23 protein-coding genes are annotated in these 20,919 nt (G+C 42.2%); 18 read left to right on the top strand and 5 right to left on the bottom strand.

Annotated features, from left to right (window positions below):
• Nucleotides 1-51 precede the first annotated feature (51 nt).
• Nucleotides 52-909, bottom strand: a complete 858-nt coding sequence (locus MHI11_RS19795) for a MurR/RpiR family transcriptional regulator (protein ID WP_340962138.1) — start codon at nucleotides 907-909, stop codon at nucleotides 52-54.
• A gap of 161 nt (nucleotides 910-1,070) precedes the next feature.
• Here MHI11_RS19795 and MHI11_RS19790 point away from each other — a divergent pair, with 161 nt between their 5' ends.
• Nucleotides 1,071-1,748 (top strand): DUF3298 and DUF4163 domain-containing protein, encoded by a 678-nt coding sequence (locus MHI11_RS19790; RefSeq protein ID WP_044140323.1) that lies wholly within the window; start codon nucleotides 1,071-1,073, stop codon nucleotides 1,746-1,748.
• A gap of 81 nt (nucleotides 1,749-1,829) precedes the next feature.
• Here MHI11_RS19790 and MHI11_RS19785 read toward each other — a convergent pair whose 3' ends face one another.
• Nucleotides 1,830-2,009, bottom strand: coding sequence for a hypothetical protein (locus MHI11_RS19785; protein ID WP_003215411.1), 180 nt, complete (start codon nucleotides 2,007-2,009; stop codon nucleotides 1,830-1,832).
• Nucleotides 2,010-2,297: 288 nt separating this feature from the next.
• Nucleotides 2,298-3,530, bottom strand: coding sequence for a peptidase T (pepT, locus tag MHI11_RS19780; protein ID WP_340962134.1), 1,233 nt, complete (start codon nucleotides 3,528-3,530; stop codon nucleotides 2,298-2,300).
• A gap of 226 nt (nucleotides 3,531-3,756) precedes the next feature.
• On the opposite strand from pepT, the gene MHI11_RS19775 reads away from it, so the two are divergent.
• The 5 genes from MHI11_RS19775 to MHI11_RS19755 all read left to right on the top strand — a co-directional run bounded on the left by MHI11_RS19775 (nucleotide 3,757) and on the right by MHI11_RS19755 (nucleotide 7,167).
• A complete protein-coding gene (locus MHI11_RS19775) occupies nucleotides 3,757-4,080 on the top strand; it encodes a WXG100 family type VII secretion target (RefSeq protein WP_044140321.1) in 324 nt (107 codons plus the stop codon).
• 4 nt (nucleotides 4,081-4,084) lie between these two features.
• On the top strand, nucleotides 4,085-5,281 hold the full coding sequence (locus tag MHI11_RS19770) for a DUF6861 domain-containing protein (protein WP_340962133.1): 1,197 nt from the start codon (nucleotides 4,085-4,087) through the stop codon (nucleotides 5,279-5,281).
• Between the two features lie 12 nt (nucleotides 5,282-5,293).
• Nucleotides 5,294-6,052, top strand: a complete 759-nt coding sequence (locus MHI11_RS19765; RefSeq protein ID WP_340962132.1) for a hypothetical protein — start codon at nucleotides 5,294-5,296, stop codon at nucleotides 6,050-6,052.
• Nucleotides 6,053-6,073: 21 nt separating this feature from the next.
• Nucleotides 6,074-6,601, top strand: coding sequence for a YfjD family protein (locus MHI11_RS19760; protein WP_340962131.1), 528 nt, complete (start codon nucleotides 6,074-6,076; stop codon nucleotides 6,599-6,601).
• A 98-nt stretch (nucleotides 6,602-6,699) separates the two neighbouring features.
• On the top strand, nucleotides 6,700-7,167 hold the full coding sequence (locus MHI11_RS19755) for an XRE family transcriptional regulator (protein WP_044140317.1): 468 nt from the start codon (nucleotides 6,700-6,702) through the stop codon (nucleotides 7,165-7,167).
• Between the two features lie 57 nt (nucleotides 7,168-7,224).
• Here the strand turns inward: MHI11_RS19755 and MHI11_RS19750 are convergent, their stop codons facing one another.
• A complete protein-coding gene (locus MHI11_RS19750; RefSeq protein ID WP_003214932.1) occupies nucleotides 7,225-7,572 on the bottom strand; it encodes a helix-turn-helix domain-containing protein in 348 nt (115 codons plus the stop codon).
• Between the two features lie 207 nt (nucleotides 7,573-7,779).
• Here MHI11_RS19750 and MHI11_RS19745 point away from each other — a divergent pair, with 207 nt between their 5' ends.
• From MHI11_RS19745 to MHI11_RS19720, 6 genes are all read left to right on the top strand, one after another.
• The gene (locus MHI11_RS19745; protein WP_003215391.1) at nucleotides 7,780-8,769 is read left to right on the top strand and encodes an asparaginase; all 990 of its coding nucleotides are present in this window, start codon (nucleotides 7,780-7,782) and stop codon (nucleotides 8,767-8,769) included.
• 28 nt (nucleotides 8,770-8,797) lie between these two features.
• Complete coding sequence (gene aspA / locus MHI11_RS19740; RefSeq protein ID WP_340962130.1) at nucleotides 8,798-10,219, top strand: aspartate ammonia-lyase; 1,422 nt, start codon at nucleotides 8,798-8,800, stop codon at nucleotides 10,217-10,219.
• 143 nt (nucleotides 10,220-10,362) lie between these two features.
• Nucleotides 10,363-11,769 carry a Na+/H+ antiporter NhaC gene (gene nhaC / locus MHI11_RS19735; RefSeq protein WP_340962128.1) on the top strand — a complete coding sequence of 469 codons (1,407 nt, stop codon included), beginning with the start codon at nucleotides 10,363-10,365 and terminating at the stop codon, nucleotides 11,767-11,769.
• A gap of 297 nt (nucleotides 11,770-12,066) precedes the next feature.
• Nucleotides 12,067-12,492, top strand: coding sequence for a YwqH-like family protein (locus MHI11_RS19730; protein ID WP_340962127.1), 426 nt, complete (start codon nucleotides 12,067-12,069; stop codon nucleotides 12,490-12,492).
• A 37-nt stretch (nucleotides 12,493-12,529) separates the two neighbouring features.
• Entirely contained in the window at nucleotides 12,530-12,793 is a 264-nt protein-coding gene (locus MHI11_RS19725) for a YwqI/YxiC family protein (RefSeq protein WP_044140312.1), read from the top strand.
• Nucleotides 12,794-13,075: 282 nt separating this feature from the next.
• On the top strand, nucleotides 13,076-13,501 hold the full coding sequence (locus MHI11_RS19720) for a DUF5082 domain-containing protein (protein WP_340962126.1): 426 nt from the start codon (nucleotides 13,076-13,078) through the stop codon (nucleotides 13,499-13,501).
• Between the two features lie 44 nt (nucleotides 13,502-13,545).
• Here MHI11_RS19720 and MHI11_RS19715 read toward each other — a convergent pair whose 3' ends face one another.
• Nucleotides 13,546-13,758: a hypothetical protein gene (locus MHI11_RS19715; RefSeq protein ID WP_223250412.1), complete on the bottom strand. Its 213-nt coding sequence runs from the start codon at nucleotides 13,756-13,758 to the stop codon at nucleotides 13,546-13,548.
• A 136-nt stretch (nucleotides 13,759-13,894) separates the two neighbouring features.
• Between MHI11_RS19715 and MHI11_RS19710 the strand changes: the two genes are divergently transcribed.
• The 6 genes from MHI11_RS19710 (at nucleotide 13,895) to MHI11_RS19685 (ending at nucleotide 20,596) form a co-directional block, all read left to right on the top strand.
• A complete protein-coding gene (locus tag MHI11_RS19710) occupies nucleotides 13,895-15,853 on the top strand; it encodes a BglG family transcription antiterminator (protein WP_340962125.1) in 1,959 nt (652 codons plus the stop codon).
• An 89-nt stretch (nucleotides 15,854-15,942) separates the two neighbouring features.
• Complete coding sequence (locus MHI11_RS19705) at nucleotides 15,943-17,253, top strand: PTS sugar transporter subunit IIC (protein WP_185108094.1); 1,311 nt, start codon at nucleotides 15,943-15,945, stop codon at nucleotides 17,251-17,253.
• A gap of 100 nt (nucleotides 17,254-17,353) precedes the next feature.
• Nucleotides 17,354-18,985, top strand: a complete 1,632-nt coding sequence (locus tag MHI11_RS19700) for a glycoside hydrolase family 1 protein (protein ID WP_260406852.1) — start codon at nucleotides 17,354-17,356, stop codon at nucleotides 18,983-18,985.
• Between the two features lie 12 nt (nucleotides 18,986-18,997).
• Nucleotides 18,998-19,321, top strand: a complete 324-nt coding sequence (locus MHI11_RS19695; protein ID WP_044140307.1) for a PTS sugar transporter subunit IIB — start codon at nucleotides 18,998-19,000, stop codon at nucleotides 19,319-19,321.
• Nucleotides 19,322-19,340: 19 nt separating this feature from the next.
• On the top strand, nucleotides 19,341-19,670 hold the full coding sequence (locus MHI11_RS19690) for a PTS lactose/cellobiose transporter subunit IIA (RefSeq protein ID WP_024423898.1): 330 nt from the start codon (nucleotides 19,341-19,343) through the stop codon (nucleotides 19,668-19,670).
• 65 nt (nucleotides 19,671-19,735) lie between these two features.
• Nucleotides 19,736-20,596, top strand: coding sequence for a polysaccharide deacetylase family protein (locus MHI11_RS19685; RefSeq protein ID WP_340962124.1), 861 nt, complete (start codon nucleotides 19,736-19,738; stop codon nucleotides 20,594-20,596).
• Nucleotides 20,597-20,919: the final 323 nt, after the last annotated feature.

The raw sequence follows: 20,919 nt of genomic DNA, 5'->3' as shown, positions 1-20,919 counted from the left end.
ATATGAGAAAAGTCACAAAAAAAGACCGGAATCAGCTCCGGCCTTTTGCGTTCATGTTTTATTTTTAGCTACGGCTAATCGAGATCGTTTCACTTTTTCAATGGCATTTGATCCTAGTTCTAAAACAGCGGCGACGTATAGTACATCAATGATCACAAGCTGGTTAATACGGGAGATCATGGAGTCAGATCGATAGGTTGTCTCCCTGGAAGAACTGAGCAGATGAAAGTCAGATCGCTTTGCGAGCTCTGATTTCGGATAGCTGGTGATAGAGGCAACCTTTGCTCCCTTTTCTTTAGCAAATTGCACGGCATCAAGAATTTCTCTACTCTCTCCTGAATGGGAGATCGCAACGATAAAATCGTGTTCCGTGGCGTGAGTAGCAATCATGTTCATCATATGCGGATCACTGCATAGACTCACTTCAAAACCAAGCTGGAGGAACTTATGATAAGCATCTCCAGCAATAAAACTGGACGCACCTGCTCCAAAGAAGACGGTTTTATGTGCCTGTTTCATTTGTTCAATGAATTGCGTGACAGCATGGTCTTCTAATATATGCTTCATATCTTGAATAGAGTTTGTTGTTAACTCTATGACCTTATGTTTAATGTCAGCTACACTATCGGATGCCTCGATCTCACCGTATATGGATTGAGGCGTATTGGTTGCAATATCCTGTGCGACATGGACACGAAACACTTGGTACGATTCATAGCCAATTTTTCGTAGAAACCGAAAGATCGTCGTTTCACTAGTATTGCATTCAGCAGCGAGTGCACTAATGGAATGAAGCACAACTTTCTGAGGATTTTCTAAAATGTAATTGGCAATCTTTTTTTGGGTCGGAGACAAACTATGAAACGTTGTCCGAATGTGACTAAAAATATTCTCTTCTATGATAAACACCACACTTCATCTAGCATTCTACATTAAGCATACAGGAACTTATGAAAACGGTAAACAAACCCGATGTGGAAAAAGGAAGAATAATATGGAAATAATGCTTTTTTTGGTTCTTTTGTCATGGTATACTCAATTGGTAATAGACAAAAATGGGGGTTTTTACTATGACGATGAAAAAAGGCCTAACAATCAGCCTGCTCATTTTCTCACTGATTGTTTCGTTGTTTGCGCCAGTTGGATCTGCGGATGCCAAACAAGCAAAAAAAGCAAAAGTAAGCACACACTATTATAAAAAGAAAAAAACATTCAAATATGCACAGGTGAAAAACCTAAGCAAGGCGCATATGAAAACCATCAATCGTGATTTAAAAGAAGACATCGCCTTCTCTTATTCTACTTACTTATTCTTAAAGGACGAAGCGAAAAAGGAAGGCTACGGGAAGATCACGTACGAAAGATCGTTTAAAACGAAATTTAACAATGGGAAGAAGCTCAGTATCTTAAACTATGATTACATGAATGATGGTGGAATGCATGGGGATACGATGGTTTCCAGCATGAACTATGTGTTAACGAAGAAAAAGACAAAGCAGCTGTTCTTGACAGACGTTGTGAAAACAAAGAAAAAGCGTACGAAAGTAAGAGATTATATTTATAACTACACAAAGAAACATAAAAGCAAATTCTATGCGAACCTGAAAAAAAGAGACATTGAAATCAACTACAACACGCAGTATTACTTCACGAAAAAGGGAATTGCTGTTGTTTTTCAGCCATATGAGATTTCACCTTACTATGTAGGAATTCCGATGATTCAAGTTCCTGCGAAGGTATATAAATAAAAAGAAAAACGACCACTGAGTCTGGTCGTTTTTTGTTATGTACTCACACAAAAGAGCCCCATATGAGGCTCTTTTTCAGATTTATACTTGTTTAGGTGCATCGTTTAGTGGATGACGGCGTTTTCCGTTGTAGTGGCGGCGCATACGAAAGATTTCAAACTCCGAAAGCTCTGCGCTTTTTCGTTTTGGTGTGCGGTTATCTTTTTTGAAAGAGAATAGTAAGTAGCAGCAAAGTGAAGCGATAATCAATAAAATCATCATATGACATTCCTCCAATTCATCCTATTCTTTAAGTGTAGACAGGGTGAGTGATGTTTATAACTGAAAATAAGCAGCAGAATCGGTTTAGTTCTTAATGTTTAGATGATCTGCTAATTTAGGTCTAAAATACTGGTTGTTTGTAACTATTATATTTCCAGTTATTGCACTCGTCAAGAAGAATTTTTCTGGGGTTGTCTCTATTAGTACGAATAAGTGTCATAAAAGTTTCAGAAAATTGTAAACTTTTATTAAAAAACCGTTCCCGAACAGGAACGGTTGTAAACATATCTATGCTTTTTCTTCAAATAAACGGGCGATTTCAACGATGACTTCTGTTGCTTTCACCATGTTCTCGACAGAAATAAATTCATATTTACCGTGGAAGTTTTCCCCGCCAGTAAAGATGTTTGGCGTTGGAAGACCTTTATATGAAAGCTGGGAGCCATCTGTACCGCCGCGGATCGGTTCGATCACAGGTGTCACTGAGCGGTTTTCCATGGCTTCATGGGCAATATCCACAATATGTTTCACCGGCTCAATTTTTTCTCTCATATTATAATATTGATCTTGAATGCTGAGATTGATGCTGTTTTCTCCGTAAATGGCTTTTAAGTCATTTGCTATTTTTTCAAATAGTGCTTTGCGTTCGTTAAATTTGTCTTTATCAAAATCACGAATAATATATTGCAGCTCTGCTTCTTCGACTTCTCCTACAAACTTCGTGAGATGGAAAAATCCTTCGTAGCCTTCTGTGTATTCCGGAGATTCATCAGAAGGAAGCTTGTTGTGGAAGAGCATCCCAATCTTCGCAGCGCTGACCATTTTGTCCTTTGCTGTCCCAGGGTGGACGTTGTTTCCTTTAATGGATACTTTCGCACCTGCTGCGTTGAAGCTTTCATATTGCAGCTCCCCGAGCGGTCCTCCGTCAATTGTATACGCATAGGAAGCGCCAAAGGCATCAACATCAAATTTGTGCGGCCCTCTGCCAATCTCTTCATCGGGTGTAAAGGCGACGCGAATTTTTCCATGCTTGATTTCTGGATTTTCAATTAAGTAATGCATAGCGGTCATAATTTCTGCGATACCTGCTTTGTTATCTGCACCAAGCAAGGTTGTGCCATCTGTAGTGATCAGCGTATGTCCTTGATATTTTTGTAAATTTGGAAACTGTGATGGAGATAAAACGATATGTAGATCTTCATTTAAGGTGATGTCGCCGCCTTGATAGTCTTCATGAAGCTTCGGTTTCACATTCTTGCCGGTGAAGTCAGTAGCTGTGTCGATGTGAGCCAGGAAGCCAATGGTCGGGACGTCTTTGTCTGTGTTAGATGGGATCGTTCCCATGACATAGCCGTTTTCATCCATTGTTACTTCTTGAATCCCGATGGATTTCATTTCTTCAACTAGCTGTCTCGCTAAGTTCAACTGTCCTTCAGTCGATGGGCAGCTTTCCTTATCTGCATCCGACTGCGTATCTACCTTCACATAACTTGTGAATCGCTGAATCATTTCTTCTTTCATGTATACGTCACTCCTTTTGTAGAATACGTTCATTTTATCACGTCTTGAATGCGCTTCATAACAAGAAAGGTTTTCTCTGGTAATTAGAGTGGAAAAAGACCTACTTTCATTTGGTGATGTGTTGAATGGTTCTTTAGGGTGATTTTTTCGGGTGTCTTTTTATTTATAATGAGGACATATAAAATCATCCATTTGTACGTTAAATTGGGAGAAAGGGGTGCGAAAGTTGGATTCTAGTCAAACGCTGGCACTCGCTCAAAAGTTTCAGGAAGCAGCTGTTGAGATTCGGCAGTCAAAGCAGCTGCTGGAGAATCGGCTCAAGGCAGTAGGATCAGGCTGGCAGGGAGAAGCAAGGAATAAATTTGATCAAAGCTTTGAGGAAACAACGGCACGCTATGATCAATTCGAAAAGGACTTGCTTGAAACAAGTCAGGAACTGCGCGACGCAGCGGTCAAAATCGAGGAACGGAAAGCTGAAATTGCCAGAATGGAAGAGCTTGAGCGAAAGAGACGAGAAGAACGGAGAGAAAGAAACCGAGAAGGGAGATGATGTGATGGCACGTGACATAGTGGTTGATCCAGATCAGCTGACAGGGCTTGCGAATGATGTTTTAGGCGAACTTTCTGTCATTGAAACGAAGCACCGCGATTTACATAGTGAACTGGATGGTCTCATTTTAGGCTGTGATCCTCGGTATAGAAGCTGTTTTTCAGGCGTCGGGGATGCATGGGGAGCAGGACAAGCATTGATCAGTAAATTGAGCAGTGATGATATTGCGATTCGTCATGCAACAGATAAAATGGTCGAAGCAGACGATATTTTACGGAAAATGTACAGCATTTATGATCAATATGGGACGCTCACGAGCTTAGCTGGTATTGTGATGATGCAGGCGAAATACTACGGGCTTGGGATGACGACCTTCATTAAAGACAATGGCCGGTATGCCGCGCAGCATTCAAAGCTTCTGCTTGATCTGACCAGCCGGGTAGAAGGAACGAGATTTGACCGGCTAGCAAGGATTTGGCTGAGTAAAAAAGAATTATTAAGACGATCGAACTGGTCGATGGCAGACTTGGTCCATAAGAAATTCACAAAATTTTATCCTGATGATACGGTTGCATTCACGAACAGTGTCCGTGATTTTACAAAAGGAAGTATCAATTGGAAGGACACGGCTGGAATCAAGTCTGTTCTGAAAAATGGGGCAAGATTTGCGAAAGGAAATGCCATCATTGCAACGGTAGTCACTGGTGCAACGGAAACAGTCGGCTGTGGATTGAAAATTGCCGAGAACTATGCAGAATTCGGTGATCAGCCAGAAGTCCTTAAGCGTGAAAATGCTAAGGCTGTTGGAAATGCAGTGAACAATACGGTCTTTATCGCTGGCGGGTCTGTCGCAGGTGCCGTTGTCGGAGGAGCTCTTGGAAGCTTTGCAGGACCGATTGGAACCGTCGTTGGAGGAGCCATTGGTTCCGCAGTCGGTGGATTTATAGGAGAAAAAGTCGCCAAGCTGACATCAGGCTTTGCTGAGCAGGTTGCAGTGAAATTAAAGGACCCAATTCATGCGGTTGTGGATAAAGGGAAACAAGCATTTGAGCTGGCAGGTCAAGGTGTGAAAGCAGTTAATGACACCATTGATCAGGCAAATCAGGTGATACATAAAGGGATAGAAAAAACAAAAGAAACCGCAGATTCGCTCATAAAAGGTGCAGGCGATTTCTTTAAGGGTGCATTTTCTTTTGGATAAGGAGAGATCAAGTTGGATCAGCTAAGTCTAAGTATTGAGGAACTCATCTTTAGTTTTTACAGTGAAGGCTATTTTGAACAAGGTATGTCCTTAAAGGAAGCCTATTATCCTGATGTAGAGGACGAGCGTCTAGGGTTTTTATTTGAAATTGCATGCCGCTCTTTGCTCGCAAAAGGTGTACTTGAATTTCGAAACAGACAATATCGTTATAAAGCGGAATACCGTCATTTTATCCAGGCGATGAATGATGCATCTCACACCGTCAAGGCATCTCGATTTGGGGATGAAGATGAAGAAGTCAGTACCTCCTTTCACACGACACAGATGGGCGTATATGCGCACCATACACTTTATGATCAACAAGTCCATCAGATTCAAAAACTGAAAGATGACCAGCAGGCAGAGGAGCAAGTGACTGCCTTTTTCAATATACAGATGAGTGATCACCCTGCACCTGTCGTCACCCTGCAAGCAGAGGAATTTGAAAAGCTATTAGAGCAAGCAAGTGAGGCGAAGAATGAGTGGCCCTCCTTCCATCATCGAGCAGAGAACGAAGAACTCGTGCAGGCATTTGTTTCTGATGTACAGAAGAGAAAAGGAAAGATGGACTCCCTCATGAAGGTCGTCTACGACAAAAATAATACGCCTGATGTGGAATCCATGTTATTTGTCATTCCAGGCGAGAAACAGTCGTGGCTTGTGTCGGGAATAAAAGAAAGTGAATTTCGCGTGGAGACGGCTCATAGAGACGGATTACGTTCTATATTCTAATGGAGAAAAGGAGAATGACGCTTGAATCCAAGTGTAGTAATAGAAGTGAGAAGCAGGGCCTTTTTAAGGGTATGGGCATTCTTAGCAACGGGCGGCTTCGGTATCATTGGTATTTGGTTGTTTTCAGAAGCTCTTACATTTGAATCGAATTATACATTGTTTTTATTTTTAGGCGGACTATTAGGCATTGTCTATGGCTTGATCTCTTTTTTGATGATTTTGCCGGCTTTTACGAAGAGGGGAAATGTGATTTTTCGCATTCAGCGCGGGGAGAATGGTGCTGTGCTGTATCGAGAGCGGACGATCCCTTTTCAAGACATTCAATCCATTGATATGCGCAGGCATCGGTACAGTGTAAGGGGATTTCTCTTCATGGATGTGCTCATTCGGAAAATGGATGGGAAATTGATCAAGATTCCAGCGTACAGTATTTTAGATGAAGAAGTATTCGAGCAAACCGTCAAACAAGAGATCTATCCATATTTAAATCAGGCAGCCCAAGAGAATTGGAGACAGCAGCATGGTCAGGTCGAAGAGCAGATCGACTAGGAGGTATTTCCCATGATTCCGAAGGATGAGGCGCCACTTTTTCGAAAAAATCGTGTATGATGTCAGTAAAGACTGAACACTCGGAGAGGTGATGAGAGATGGATAAAGAGATGGTAATCGACCTCGTCACAGAACAAATGGCACGAATTCGAAAAGAAAAGAATTATACGCAGGACCGCATGACTGAGGTACTTGGTCTATCGAAACGGCATTTGCAGCAGGTTGAAAAAAATAGGCTGCGCCTCAACTGGACGCAAACTGCGGCCGTATGTGCATTATTCAGGGATAGTGACATTTTAAAAGGGACACTTGGGGATGATCCGCTTGAGATTCTGGAAGTCGTGGCACATGATGAATTGCATCTATCGGTGGAACGTACGATCGGCGGAAAGGTTTGGTGGCGGACGTCTATCAAAAAAGGCACATTTCGTCTTCAGCAAAATGTGCTCAGTCAGCATTACCGCATCTTAGATGATGAGAATTATCGCTATTATAGTTCATTTAATAAAGAAGAAGCGAAGCGGCGGTTAGAGGAATTAAGTCAGCTGTCTTCTCCTTATTCTTAAGCAGCTGAAAAAGAAAAGAGAGGCACCCAATTGATAGGGGCCTCTCTTTTCTTTGTTTTATACTTTTAGGGTGTTTTTCGCCCGAATAAAGGCAACAAGCTGTTTGATTTCTTCATCATTTAGGGGAACGCCGTCTACAAGAATGGTTCCTTCTTTTGCTTCCGTCAGTTCAATTTTGATGTCAGAGATTTTACGTTGTATCTCTGGCTCGTCCGTTCTACCAAGTAAAAAATCAATGGACGTATCATACAAATCAGCCAGGCGCTTCACTGCTTCAAGCGAAGGTCGTCGGTACCCAGATTCGTAACCGGCATAGGTGCTTTTGGCGATACCTAGGCGATCTGCCGTATGCTGGAGAGACCATTTTTTCTTTTTTCTAAGAGTGGTTAAACGATCGAGTATCATTACATGAACGCTCCTTTATATACAACAACAGTATATCATATTTTGTGATAGAATGTACGCGTTATGCGTAATAATTTCTTGATTAATTCGCGTTATGTGACTATAATGGCAATGAAGGTACGCGTAAAGCGTATATTATAGAATAGCACAAGCTGGCTTATAATATGTGTGACAAACGAAGTAATTTTACTGAAAGAGGTGGACCTGTTGAAGAAATTATTGCTTTTAACCACTGGTGGGACGATTGCATCTGTAGAGAGTGAAAATGGTTTGGCTCCAGGTGTTAAAGCTGAGGACCTTTTAAGCTATTTAAACGAAATTAATGCAGAGTACACAATGGACACAAAGTCCCTAATGAGTATAGATAGTACAAATATGCAGCCTGAATACTGGGTGGATATCGCAACAGCCATTTATGAAAATTATGATCAATATGACGGCTTTGTCGTCACGCATGGAACCGATACAATGGCCTATACATCAGCAGCTCTGTCTTATATGCTGCAAAATCCGGATAAGCCGATCGTGATTACAGGTTCACAAATTCCGATTACGTTTAAGAAAACAGATGCGAAGAAAAACATCACCGATGCCATTCGCTTTGCATGTGACGGCGTAGGCGGTGTGTATGTTGTCTTTGACGGCAGAGTCATTCAAGGAACACGCGCAATCAAACTAAGAACGAAAAGCTACGATGCATTTGAAAGTATTAACTATCCATATATTGCATCGATTGAAAACCATCAAATTGAATACAATAGCAAAGTAAAAAGATCGTCAATGAAACCGCTTAAATTAGATGCATCCTTAAACACTGACGTTTGTCTCTTGAAATTGCACCCAGGTCTAAAGCCTGAGTTCTTAGATGCAATCAAAGGTGTGTACAAAGGAGTCGTCATCGAAAGCTACGGCAGCGGCGGAATTCCTTTCGAAGGAAGAAACCTTTTAGAGAAAATCAACGAATTGCTCGAAGAAGGCATTTCTGTTGTCATCACAACTCAGTGTCTTGAAGAAGGAGAAGACATGAGCGTGTATGAAGTAGGACGCAAAATCAATCAAGAACTAGTGGCACGTTCACGAAACATGAACACAGAGGCTATCGTGCCGAAACTCATGTGGGCACTAGGTAAAACAACAGACCCAAGAGAAGTGAAAAAGATTATGGAAACGCCAATCGCAGAAGATTTAGTGATTTAACTATTCTATAGAAAGCAGGTCATATCAGATGGTTCAAGCAACTTATCGCTATGAGAAGGATTTTCTTGGAGAAAAAGAAATTCCGGCAGACGTGTATTATGGGGTTCAAACCCTTCGTGCAAAAGAAAACTTCCCGATTACTGGATATCACATGCATGAGGAACTGATTAGAGCCTTTGCCATCGTGAAAAAAGCAGCTGCTCAAGCCAATATGGAAGTTGGACGTTTATATGAAGGAATTGGAAATGCCATCGTACAAGCCTCTGATGAAGTCATTGAAGGCAAGCTGCATGAGTACTTTATTGTAGACCCAATTCAAGGCGGCGCAGGAACGTCGATGAATATGAATGCCAATGAAGTGATTGGAAACAGAGCGCTAGAAATCATGGGACATCAAAAGGGTGAATACATCCATTTAAGCCCAAACACACATGTAAACATGTCACAATCAACGAATGACTCGTTTCCAACAGCTATCCATATTGCTGTATTGAAGCAGTTAGACATTCTGCTTGAGACAATGCAAACGATGCATGACGTATTCAAAAAGAAAGCGAAAGAATTTGATCATGTGATCAAAATGGGACGTACGCACCTACAGGATGCTGTTCCAATTCGTTTAGGACAGGAATTTGAGGCTTACAGCAGCGTGCTCAGCCGTGATATTAAGCGGATCAACCAATCAAAGCAGCATTTATATGAAGTCAATATGGGTGCAACAGCTGTTGGGACAGGCCTAAATGCAGATCCTCGTTATATTGAGATCGTCGTGAAGAAGCTAGCCGATATTTCAGGTCTTCCGCTTGTAGGCGCAGAGCATCTCGTGGATGCAACGCAAAATACAGATGCTTACACAGAAGTGTCTGCTGCATTAAAAGTATGCATGATGAACATGTCTAAGATTGCCAATGACCTTCGCCTAATGGCTTCTGGTCCGCGAGCAGGTCTTGCTGAAATTGCATTGCCAGCTCGTCAGCCAGGATCATCCATTATGCCTGGGAAAGTCAATCCAGTCATGGCAGAGCTCATTAACCAAATCGCATTCCAGGTCATTGGGAATGACCACACCATCTGTCTTGCCTCTGAAGCAGGTCAGCTTGAGTTAAATGTGATGGAGCCTGTTTTGGTCTTTAACTTGCTTCAATCTATTAGTATAATGAATAACGGATTCCGTTCATTCACAGATCATTGCTTAGTGGACATTGAAGCAAATGAAAAACGTTTGAAAGAATATGTCGAAAAAAGTGCAGGTGTGATCACTGCCGTGAACCCTCACTTAGGCTATGAAGCTGCGGCTAGAATCGCAAGGGAAGCCATTTTAACAGGACAATCGATCAGAGATCTTTGCTTGCAAAATGATGTGTTAACAGAAGAAGAACTTGATATTATTTTGAATCCATTCGAGATGACAAAGCCTGGCATTGCGGGTGCAGAGCTCCTAGAGCGATAATAATATCAAAAATTTTATTTTATTGATATGTAGAATTGCCTGTGAAATAGAGAAAAACAGGCAATTCACTTTCTTTCGAATTGACACACTTTTTTCACAATATTTTGAAAACGCTTAACGCACGCACAAAGGGAGGAAACACAATGAAATCACCACGTCTGCCGTCTATTTTAGAAGTCGTGTTTGTACTTGGCTTGTTTTTAGCAATTGTTTTATCTTTTACTCTTTATTTCAAATTGGATATTCAACTGGCATTGTTTATCTCATGGTTTATGGTCATTGCTTTAGGTATTCGTTTAGGACACTCATACAAAGACCTTCAAAACGCCATTACAAAAGGGATATCGAATGGTTTAGAGGCTGTTTTGATTTTACTTGCAGTAGGTGCACTTGTTGGAACATGGATTGCTGGCGGAGTGGTACCAACATTAATTTTTTACGGACTTGAATTTATTCATCCTAATATTTTCTTATTAGCTACGCTGATCATCTGTTCCATTATGTCTGTTGCTACAGGCACATCATGGGGGACAGTTGGAACTGCAGGTATTGCCATGATTGCAATAGGTGAAGGATTGGGAATCCCATTACCTATCGTAGCCGGAGCCGTTTTATCAGGTGCCTATTTTGGTGATAAGTTATCCCCATTATCTGATAGTACGGTGCTCGCTTCCTCACTTTCAAAAGTGGACGTGCTCGCACATGTTAGAGCGATGATGGTCTTATCCATTCCTGCCTTTGTTATTACTGCCATTATGTTTACAATCACTGGATTTATGTATGGCGGAAAAAATATTGATCAAGGCAAAGTAGAGTTCTTGAAACAAGCACTACAAGATACATTCACCATCAATATTTGGATGATTATTCCGGCGCTAATTGTTGTACTATTACTTGTTTTGAAAAAACCATCAATGCCTGTTATTGCCATTGGTGCACTTCTTGGAGCTATCTGGGCAATGGCATTCCAGGGAATGAATCCAGCCGATGCACTTGGTACAGCTTATAATGGCTTCTCGATTAATTCAGATGTAGACTTCTTAAATACGCTGTTAAACCGTGGCGGTATTGTCAATATGTTAGGATCTCTAGTGGTGATTATTCTCGGTCTCGGTTTCGGTGGAGTACTGGAATACTTGGGCGTATTAAAAGTCATCGTCGCTACATTCGAGAAGAAATTGCATAATGCAGGAAATGTGACTCTATCAACACTTGTTGTTGCATTCTTCGCTAATATCTTTGGCTGTGCGATGTATGTATCATTAATTCTTACACCGAAAATTATGGAAAAGAGCTATGATAAATTAAAATTAGACAGACGAGTTTTATCCAGAAACTCCGAGGTCGGTGGTACGCTGACGTCAGGAATGGTTCCTTGGTCAGATAACGGGATTTACATGGCGGGAATTCTAGGCGTATCGACATTCTCTTATTTACCATTTATGTGGTTGAGCTTTGTTGCCATTGCTCTTGCTATTATTTACGGATATACAGGGAAATTCATCTGGTATGTGAAAGATCAACAGCAAAGTGAAGAATCAGCTTCATAAGCCGTTTACAAAAGCCGCTCCTCAACCGAGCGGCTTTTGTTTGTCCTAGGTCTGCATGACTATATGTGACATATAACAAATAATCAGGATTTAAGACCCCCTATAAAAGAGGTCTTAAGGGGTAATGAGAAGCAGAATGAAAGCATATTTATCCCATAAAAAGGGCACAAATCCCTATTCAAACATGAGTCTTTGAACCTTATAATAACAATATTGGAAAAAGTGCTATTCACCTTACGCTCGTTTAGAAGAACTCTAAGCAGCGTTTTTATTTTTTGTCAGGAGGAGGAACCCATAATGAGCTTATCAAATATGCTGTCTGCCCTAAACGGTGGCATTACAAATAAAAAGGCAGAAATTGAAGAGAAAATCGCTCGACTGAAAAAGGCGAAAAGTAAGGTCGAACGTGAACAAGATGCGGCAGAAACAGACCTGAAGCAAATCAAGCAGCCAAAGCTTGGGACCTCTTGGAAAGGTGAGCGAAGCCAGGATTTCAAATCAGAGCGGAATGAAGCACATGATGAGCTGCAAACGATTGTGAACGACAAGTACCCACGCTATGTGAGCCGCATCGAATTCAAAATTAGTACGTTAGAAGCTGAACAAGCAGCGTTATCCTTTGCCAGTTCCCTAGCTGGAGACGCCGCACGTCTTGCTGAAAAAGGAGAAGACGCAGTGGAGGACGCCAAACGCTTGATCTCAAAAGCATGGAGTAGCTTATAAACTACCTTCATGCTGAACAAACTTGGAGGATATCACGATGGGACAAATTAAGTTAAACTACCAAACAGTTATGAATCAACTAGACGAAGTCTCCCAAGCAGTCGAAGCTTTAACGATGAAAAAAGCAGCAGATAAAGCAGGTGAAAACAGCCTTGAATTTGTGACCAAGTGGACGGCACGTGAGGCAGAGGTGAACGAAATGGTTTCAAGTTTTAAAGAAGCCTTAATCAAAAATGTTCAGGACACGCGCTCTAATGTGAAAACTTTAAAAGAACAGGACGAAGCGATTGCGGCAAAATAATGGCAATCATTTTTCTAATGGGTTTTATGGGATGATACGAAATATAGTTCTAAGGGATCATATATAATTTGGGAATTGCGACCCTGTGTTATTCCGTTTTTCTTCCAAACACGTCACTAAAAGGACACCTTTTCCCTATTTAAGACTGAGGCTTTTCACCTTATACTATACTTAATGAAAGCAAAACGATAGAAATGTCAGGTTTGGAGAAATCAAGTGAGTTGATCGTTTCCAAGGCTCTGATGCTGTGCTTTCGTATGAGGTCCGATAGAGGTGGATGACATGAGTTTATCCGAGATGCTACACCATCTGCATATGGGAATTGAAAACAGACGTGCAGAATTTGATGACATGATCTCTCGGTTAAAGACAGACAAAAGCAATATTCGAACAGAACAAGATCTTGCGCAGTCAGACATAAAGGAAATCAAGAAACCTGTTCTAGATTCGTCATGGAAAGGTGAGAGAGGAACCGACTTTCATCGCCACCGAAAAGATGCCTATCATGTAATGCATGACATCGTGAACAATGAGTATGAAAAATATATCGCAGAGATTGATCAAAAAATCTTGCACTTTGAATTAAAAAAAATGGAGCTGGCTGTTGCCAGTAACTTTGCCGGAAGAGCCCAGGACGTGATGGAAAAGGGTGAGGATTTTGCACTCGATGTTAAACATCTGATTGAACGGGGCTGGAAGGCTCTTTAAAATAATAAAAACAGCCGTCTCATCAGCGAGCGGCTGTTTTTTATTTAGTCACATCCACCGCCACTATCCCCGGAATCTCCCCCGCAGGAGGCATCAGAAGCGTGATGAGTATAAGAATCAGTATATGTACTTGTTGTTGAACTGTGATGTGAAGAACGCTTAGCAGACGTACGCTTATCCTTTGATGTGAATAAATGGGCAATGATTGCTCCTAAAGAAGCCAATATGATCATAACAACAAACATAAAAGAACCCATGATGCATCCCTCCTCTTGTTTCCTATTCATACGAATGAGCCATATCGTGGTTCCCGATTTGAAAGAAAAACTGGGCAAAGAGTTCTATTTTCGTTTATGATGATAGGCAAAAGTAAATGCCAAGGGAGGAGAGCCTATGCTATCTCTACGTCAGGAGGAGCTGCTGAATCGACTGATGCAAGCGGAACAGGAACTGACTAGTGAAGAAATTGCCCGCATGATTGGCGTCACATCAAGAACCATCCGAACAGATATGAAAGCGCTTAAATATATTTTGGATGAACATGGAGCCGTACTACATATCAAACGCGGGGCAGGGTATACATTGACCGTAGAGGATTATGGGTCTTTTCGTACATTTTTGAAAAAGTCATTGGGAGAAAGAAACGAAAAAAAGGAGCAGACCATACCCAATCAGCCTGAGGACCGTGTAGCCTATCTATTGAAAAGGCTGCTTCTGTCAGAAGACTATATCAAGTTAGACGCGCTGGCAGAGGAATTATTTGTGAGTGAATCGACAGTGAAAAATGATTTGAAAGCGGTCAGACATCTGTTTTCATTACATGGACTTTCTGTGTCACATCGTCCTAAATATGGACTGCGGCTGACAGGGGATGAAATGAAATTAAGATATTGTATGGCTGAGCATGTGTTTCAGCAAGCGCATGCGAACCCTGCGCTGTTACCTGAAGAAACGTATCAATTGATTCAGGATATCGTGCGTTCACGTACAAAAGCTAGCGGACTTCATCTGTCAGAAATCGGTTTAAGTAATTTAGTCACCCACATCGCCATTGCATGCAAACGAATTGAAGAGAAAAAACTGGTCATGATGCCAGAAACGGAGTTAAAAGAGATTCAAGTGCAGCCTGTTTTCCAAGTAGCTCAACAAATGGCAGAGGATATTCGGCATGTTCTAGCGATTGATTTTCCATTATCTGAAATGGCGTATATTGCGATTCACTTGATGGGAGCGAAGATGATGGCATACGGAGATACCGGTCATACGCTATTTCATCTTCTAGACGAAGATCACTTTCGCTTCATCCACCAACTGCTTGCTTATGTAGAGGAGCACATGTCACTTGATATTCAATTTGATAAAGAGTTAATCGTTGGATTAAGTCTTCATTTGCGTTCCGCTATTCATCGTTTTAGGTACGGTATGAACATTCGTAACCCTTATTTAACGGACATTAAAAGGCATTATCCCATTGCATTTGAAGCTGGCGTCTATATGGGTAGATGGATGAGAGAAAAAGAGGAGATTGAGATTCATGAGGATGAGATTGGGTATTTGGCGCTTCATATCGGAGCTGCAATCGAGCGGACAAAATCACAGCATGTGAGAAAGAGATGCCTGATTGTGTGTGCGACGGGTGTCGCCAGCAGTCAGCTCCTTCTTCATAAGCTGACTGCGGCTTTTAGCGGAAAGCTGGAGATCGCTGGCACTGCAAGTGTTGGGGAAATTCTTTCGTATGATTTGAGAAGCATTGATTTTATTATTAGTACCATTCCGCTTCAGAACACGTTGCCGGCGCCAGTGATTGATGTACATACCATTCTAAGTGACGATGATATTGTGCGGCTGAAACGGTTTTTGCAGGGCGCGCAGGATACAGGGGTTTTGCGGTATGTGAGTCCGGCGCTGACATTTTTTCAGCAAGACCTTCAATCAAGGGAAGAGGTACTGCAATTTTTCGTAAACGTGCTCAAGGAACAGGATCGCATCCCGGAAGAGTTTGAACAATTATTGCTGGAAAGAGAGCAAGTGTCACCGACATCGTTCGGTCATTTGGTTGCAATTCCCCATCCGATGAAGCCGGCAACAGATGACACGTTTTGTGCGATCTGTACGTTGAAAAAACCGGTGCTGTGGGGTGAAAATCGGGTACAAGTCGTTTGTTTGTTGAGTATCCAGAAGACGTATCAAAAAGAATTACAGTCACTTTATCAATTTCTTGTACGGCTGACAGAGCGCAAGGAAGTGGTGGAGCAACTCATCAAGGCCGCTTCATTTGAGGAACTGACGGCGGCGCTTCAAGTATTGGAGCATCCGAATGAAAAAACGGGACATCCATTTCCGCATCTGTGAGGAAAAAGATTAGATGTTAATGAAAGCGCTTTTAAAATAACATCAAAAAGGAGGATGATCACGAGTTTTTGCAAAGGGGGAGACAGATCATGAGCTTCAAGGAGAAAGCGGCAGACGTCATGGGGAATGTGGCTTATCGCATCACGAATCAGAAGTATATTATGGCGATTAAACAGGCATTTGTCACACTGATGCCAATCATCATTACAGGGGCTTTTGCTGTATTGGTGGCAAATATGATCATGAGCCCGGAAACAGGGCTTGCTCATTTTGAGATGTTCAGATTTTTAGCGGAGCTTCAACCAATTATGAAGGCAATCAATTATGCCACGCTGAACTTTTTAACGATTGGGGCTGTGTTCCTCATTGGGATAGAGCTTGGGAAAATCAACGGGCACAAGTCCCTGTTCCCAGGGTTGATGGCATTGATTTCATTTATATCTGTTATTCCAACGACACTTCTTCTTGAAGTGGATGGATCGATGCGTGAAGTTGTAGATGTACTGGCAAGGCAATTTTCCGATCCAAAAAGTTTATTTTTAGGGATGATCATTGCGATCGTATCTGTGGAAATCTTTTGTAAGCTGACCGAGGTGAAATGGCTGCAAATCAAGATGCCAGATTCTGTTCCATCGAATGTGGCTACATCTTTTTCGTCACTTTTTCCTTCGATCATTACGATTACGATCATTAGTTCATTCGGCTTTGCATTTCATCGTTTGACAGGTATTTATTTGCATGAAGCAGTGTATAACGTGGTGCAACGCCCGCTAGAAAGTGTTGTACAGGGTCTACCAGGGATTTTAACGTTGATGTTTGTGGCACAATTCTTCTGGGTGATCGGCATCCATGGCAACCAGATGATCAAACCGATCCGGGAGCCGCTCTTATTAGGATCGATTGCAGTGAATATGACAGCATTTCAAGAAGGAAAAGAGATTCCGAATATCATCACGATGCCATTTTGGGATGTGTATATGAGCATCGGTGGTTCAGGTGTGACCATTGGGCTTTTGATTGCGATTTTTATTGCTGGAAGAAGGGAAGAGATGCGAAGTATTGCCAAGCTCTCATCTGGTCCGGGTCTCTTCAACATCAATGAACCCGTTATTTTTGGCTTACCTGTTATGTTAAACCCTGTGATGGCAATTCCATTTATCGTCACACCACTTGTGACAGGAACGATTGGTTACATTGCGACGGCTACAGGGTTTGCTGGAAAAGCCGTCGTGATGGTGCCGTGGACGACACCACCGATTGTGAATGCATGGCTGTCCACCGCTGGCAGCATGGGGGCTGTCATCACACAGCTCATCTGTATTGTGGTCGCAGTCTTCATCTATTTTCCATTTGTTCTCTTGTCTAACCGTAAACCAGAAGTGGCACCAGATTCAGAATAAAAGGAGTGACATGAATGAACATGCAATTCAGGTGGTACGGAGAGGATGATCCCATTTCACTTGACCGTAAATATACGAAAAAAGGGCAGAAAGTCTCAATATGGGGACAATTGTGAAGGCTTTGGATGAAGAGGGCTTTGCTGGCTACGTCCGGCCTGATCATGGGCGTATGATCTTTGGCGAGACAGGCAGGCCTGGCTACAGTTTATATGATCGGGCGCTTGGGGCTATGTATTTGCAAGGAATTTGGGAAGGACTTCACACTTCACGTTCAAACGAGGAAAGGGAAGGTGGCGACATGAACAGAATCGAGATTCCAAGAGATTTTATCCTAGGTGCTGCAGCCTCTGCTTGGCAAACGGAGGGATGGAAGGGAAAGCAAGTGCATCAGGACTCGTACATCGATTTATGGTATAAGAACGGGTATCACGTTTGGCACGAAGGATATGGCCCGGCTGGTGCGACGAACTTTTACGAGCGCTATCCAGAAGATGTAGCCCTCATGAAAGAAATCGGTCTGACTCATTATAGGACATCGATCAATTGGTCAAGATTTCTTATCGATTACGAGAAGGGGATTGTGGATGAGGACTATGCCCGTTACGTTGATGATTTGATCAATGAATTAATCGCAGCAGGTGTAGAGCCGATGTTTTGCTTAGAGCATTATGAGCTTCCAGCCGTGCTACTTGAAAAGTACGACGGATGGTCATCAAAGCATGTCGTCGAGCTGTTTGTTCTCTATGCGGAAAAGGTGTTTGAGCGATATGGAGACAGGGTCAAGCATTGGTTTAGCTTTAATGAACCGATTGTTGTCCAAACACGCGTTTATCTTGATGCTATCCGGTATCCCTTTGAGCAAAATACGAAGAAATGGATGCAGTGGAACTATCATAAAGCGCTGGCAACAGCAAAAGTGGTGAAGCTGTTTCGGGAGATGGGATTGAAGGAATCAACAGGTGCAAAGATCGGGGTGATTCTCAATCCAGAAGTGACGTATGCAAGATCCTCTGCTCCGCATGATCAAGAAGCGGCACGGATGTATGATTTGTTTTTCAATCGAGTGTTCTTAGATCCCTCCATCAAAGGGGAGTATCCAGAGGAATTGCTCGATGTGTTGAAAAAGCATGAGATTCATTTCGATGCGACAGAGGAAGAGCTTCAGGTCATCAAGAATCATACGGTTGATGTCATTGGGCTCAACTTATACTATCCGCATCGTGTCAAAGCACCGAGTAAGGCGTGGAATGAGATGACGCCATTTCATCCGTCTTATTATTACGATATGTTTGAGCTTCCAGGAAGAAAAATGAATCCATTCAGAGGCTGGGAAATCTACCCGGACATTGTCTATGATATGGGCATGAGAATAAAAGAAGAATACGGAAATGTTGAGTGGTTTGTGGCCGAAAACGGCATGGGTGTAGAAAAGGAAGAACGGTTTAAAAAAGAAGACGGTATCATTGATGACCAGTATCGCATTTCATTTATCAGCCAGCATTTGAAACGGGCACTTCAAGCGAAAGCAGAAGGCTCAAATTGCACGGGCTATATGCTGTGGGCTTTTACGGATAATGTATCGCCGATGAATGCCTTTAAAAACCGCTACGGATTAGTCGAAATTCAGCTGGAAAATGAACGGAATCGCCAGTTGAAGGCATCAGCGTATTGGTACCAGACATTAATTAAAGCAAGGGAACTGAAGGCCCAAACAGAAGTCAACTATCGATAGGAGTGTTGGGATATGAAACGAATCATTCTCGCTTGTGCCGCAGGAATGTCGACATCCATTGTAGTGTCCAAAATGAAGGCAGCCGCAGAAGCGAAGGGGCTGGATTATGATATATACGCCATACCTGAAGGGGCTATTGCGGATGAATTAGAAGAGCATGGAGAAGATGTGCAGGTGATTTTACTTGGACCGCAAGTAAGCTTTATGAAAAAGGCAGCAGAAAAAACAGCGGCACCTTACCAAATACCTGTTGATGTCATCAATGTGAGATTATACGGAACAGCGAACGGAGAAAAAATACTAGAGCATGCTCTGAAACTAGCAAATGAATCTTAAGTAATTGGAGGAGAAGCAGATGACGGTATTAGAGGAAATGCAGGGAGCAGCCTTTCAAATTATTGCTCATGCAGGCGAGGCAAGAAGTCATTATGTTGAAGCCATTCGTCTAGCAAGAGCTGATGATTTTGAAAAAGCACAGCAGTTGATTGAAAAAGGGGAGGAAGCGTTTCGAAGCATCCACAACCTGCACTTGTCGCTGATCCAAAAAGAGGCGGCAGGAGAGCAGCTTCCCTTTTCTTTACTGCTGATACACGCAGAAGATCAAATGCTCACAACAGAGACCATTCATCTGCTTGCCATTGAAATGATTGAAATGTGTAAAAAAATGAACACCCTGTCAAAATAGATATCAGCTAGTAACCAATTTCTGTTATAATCATTCGATAGATAGAGAGAAAGCAGGATTGGTGAATGAAAAAAACATGTATGTGGATGACGGTTGGTCTTTTGGCGCTGTTCATTTCGGGCTGTATGGGAACGAAGGAGCAAACGGAAGGAAACCAGCAAGTGGTCAAAGAGGAAAAGGGTCCATTACGATTAAAAGAAACAGAAGAGATTCAGCAGACAGAAGCGGAAGTGATTGATACACAAAGCTGGATTGAGCAAAAGGAGCCGGTAGAGCTTCCGATTTTGATGTATCACAGCATCTCCAGCGGTAACTCGCTTCGTGTACCAAAGAGCGAGTTTGCGGCTCATATGAAATGGCTGAAGGACAACGACTATGTCACGCTGTCGCCAGAAGAAGCGCACCGCGTCTTCACAACAAATACGAAGCCAAGTGAAAAGTGTGTCCTCATTACATTCGATGATGGATATACCGATAACTATACAAAGGCATTTCCGATTTTAAAGCAGTATGGAATGAAAGCAACGATTTTCATGATTGAGCAATCCATTGGGCGTCCGAACCACTTAACGGATGAACAAATGGATGAAATGATGGCAAATGGGCTATCGATTGAGAGTCATACCATTCATCATTTAGAGCTCAATCGTTTATCAAGGGAGCAGCAGAAAGAGGAATTAAAAGGGTCAAAGACATTCTTTGATCAACGTTTTTCTCAGCGTACGAGAATGGTCAGTTATCCTGTCGGGCGCTATAACGAAGACACGCTAAAGCTAGCGAAGGAAGCCGGTTATCAAATGGCTGTCACCACTGAACCAGGACATGCGAAGAAGGAACAGGGCATGATGTCCTTGCACCGTGTTCGCATTTCACCGGGACTTTCACCCGAAAGCTTTGGCAGGCTGGTAGAAGGGAATGGACGATAAATGTTTCACATGAAACATTTTACGACAAGTTTCACCAAAATTAATCACTACACATGATATGTCTTGGTTTCAAATGTCATTACAAGAGACACTTAGATGGACAGAACTTTCATTACAATGAGAGTTCTGTTTTTGAAAAAAATTTTGCACTGTCATTTAGATGAAATCAATCAAACTCTACATCGTATGAAACACCTCACTGGAAGACTCCAAGTATCAAGCCCACCAATGAAGCAAAGAACAAAAATACCCAAGCAAATTTGCTCAGTATCACAAAAACTTAAGAAACACTTCATAGAAAAACCAATTGAGAAAAGAAAGGA

This window comes from Bacillus sp. FSL K6-3312, assembly GCF_038007485.1.
GTDB lineage: Bacteria > Bacillota > Bacilli > Bacillales > Bacillaceae > Bacillus > Bacillus pumilus.
This window is presented reverse-complemented; position numbering and strand designations above follow the sequence as displayed.

Coding starts and splice junctions, on each gene's coding strand:
- MHI11_RS19790 (WP_044140323.1), top strand. CDS start 1,071: ATGACGATGAAAAAAGGCCTAACAATCAGCCTGCTCATTTTCTCACTG.
- MHI11_RS19785 (WP_003215411.1), bottom strand. CDS start 2,009: ATGATGATTTTATTGATTATCGCTTCACTTTGCTGCTACTTACTATTC.
- pepT (WP_340962134.1), bottom strand. CDS start 3,530: ATGAAAGAAGAAATGATTCAGCGATTCACAAGTTATGTGAAGGTAGAT.
- MHI11_RS19770 (WP_340962133.1), top strand. CDS start 4,085: ATGGCACGTGACATAGTGGTTGATCCAGATCAGCTGACAGGGCTTGCG.
- MHI11_RS19755 (WP_044140317.1), top strand. CDS start 6,700: ATGGATAAAGAGATGGTAATCGACCTCGTCACAGAACAAATGGCACGA.
- MHI11_RS19750 (WP_003214932.1), bottom strand. CDS start 7,572: ATGATACTCGATCGTTTAACCACTCTTAGAAAAAAGAAAAAATGGTCT.
- aspA (WP_340962130.1), top strand. CDS start 8,798: ATGGTTCAAGCAACTTATCGCTATGAGAAGGATTTTCTTGGAGAAAAA.
- nhaC (WP_340962128.1), top strand. CDS start 10,363: ATGAAATCACCACGTCTGCCGTCTATTTTAGAAGTCGTGTTTGTACTT.
- MHI11_RS19730 (WP_340962127.1), top strand. CDS start 12,067: ATGAGCTTATCAAATATGCTGTCTGCCCTAAACGGTGGCATTACAAAT.
- MHI11_RS19725 (WP_044140312.1), top strand. CDS start 12,530: ATGGGACAAATTAAGTTAAACTACCAAACAGTTATGAATCAACTAGAC.
- MHI11_RS19720 (WP_340962126.1), top strand. CDS start 13,076: ATGAGTTTATCCGAGATGCTACACCATCTGCATATGGGAATTGAAAAC.
- MHI11_RS19715 (WP_223250412.1), bottom strand. CDS start 13,758: ATGGGTTCTTTTATGTTTGTTGTTATGATCATATTGGCTTCTTTAGGA.
- MHI11_RS19710 (WP_340962125.1), top strand. CDS start 13,895: ATGCTATCTCTACGTCAGGAGGAGCTGCTGAATCGACTGATGCAAGCG.
- MHI11_RS19705 (WP_185108094.1), top strand. CDS start 15,943: ATGAGCTTCAAGGAGAAAGCGGCAGACGTCATGGGGAATGTGGCTTAT.
- MHI11_RS19700 (WP_260406852.1), top strand. CDS start 17,354: ATGGGGACAATTGTGAAGGCTTTGGATGAAGAGGGCTTTGCTGGCTAC.
- MHI11_RS19695 (WP_044140307.1), top strand. CDS start 18,998: ATGAAACGAATCATTCTCGCTTGTGCCGCAGGAATGTCGACATCCATT.
- MHI11_RS19690 (WP_024423898.1), top strand. CDS start 19,341: ATGACGGTATTAGAGGAAATGCAGGGAGCAGCCTTTCAAATTATTGCT.
- MHI11_RS19685 (WP_340962124.1), top strand. CDS start 19,736: ATGAAAAAAACATGTATGTGGATGACGGTTGGTCTTTTGGCGCTGTTC.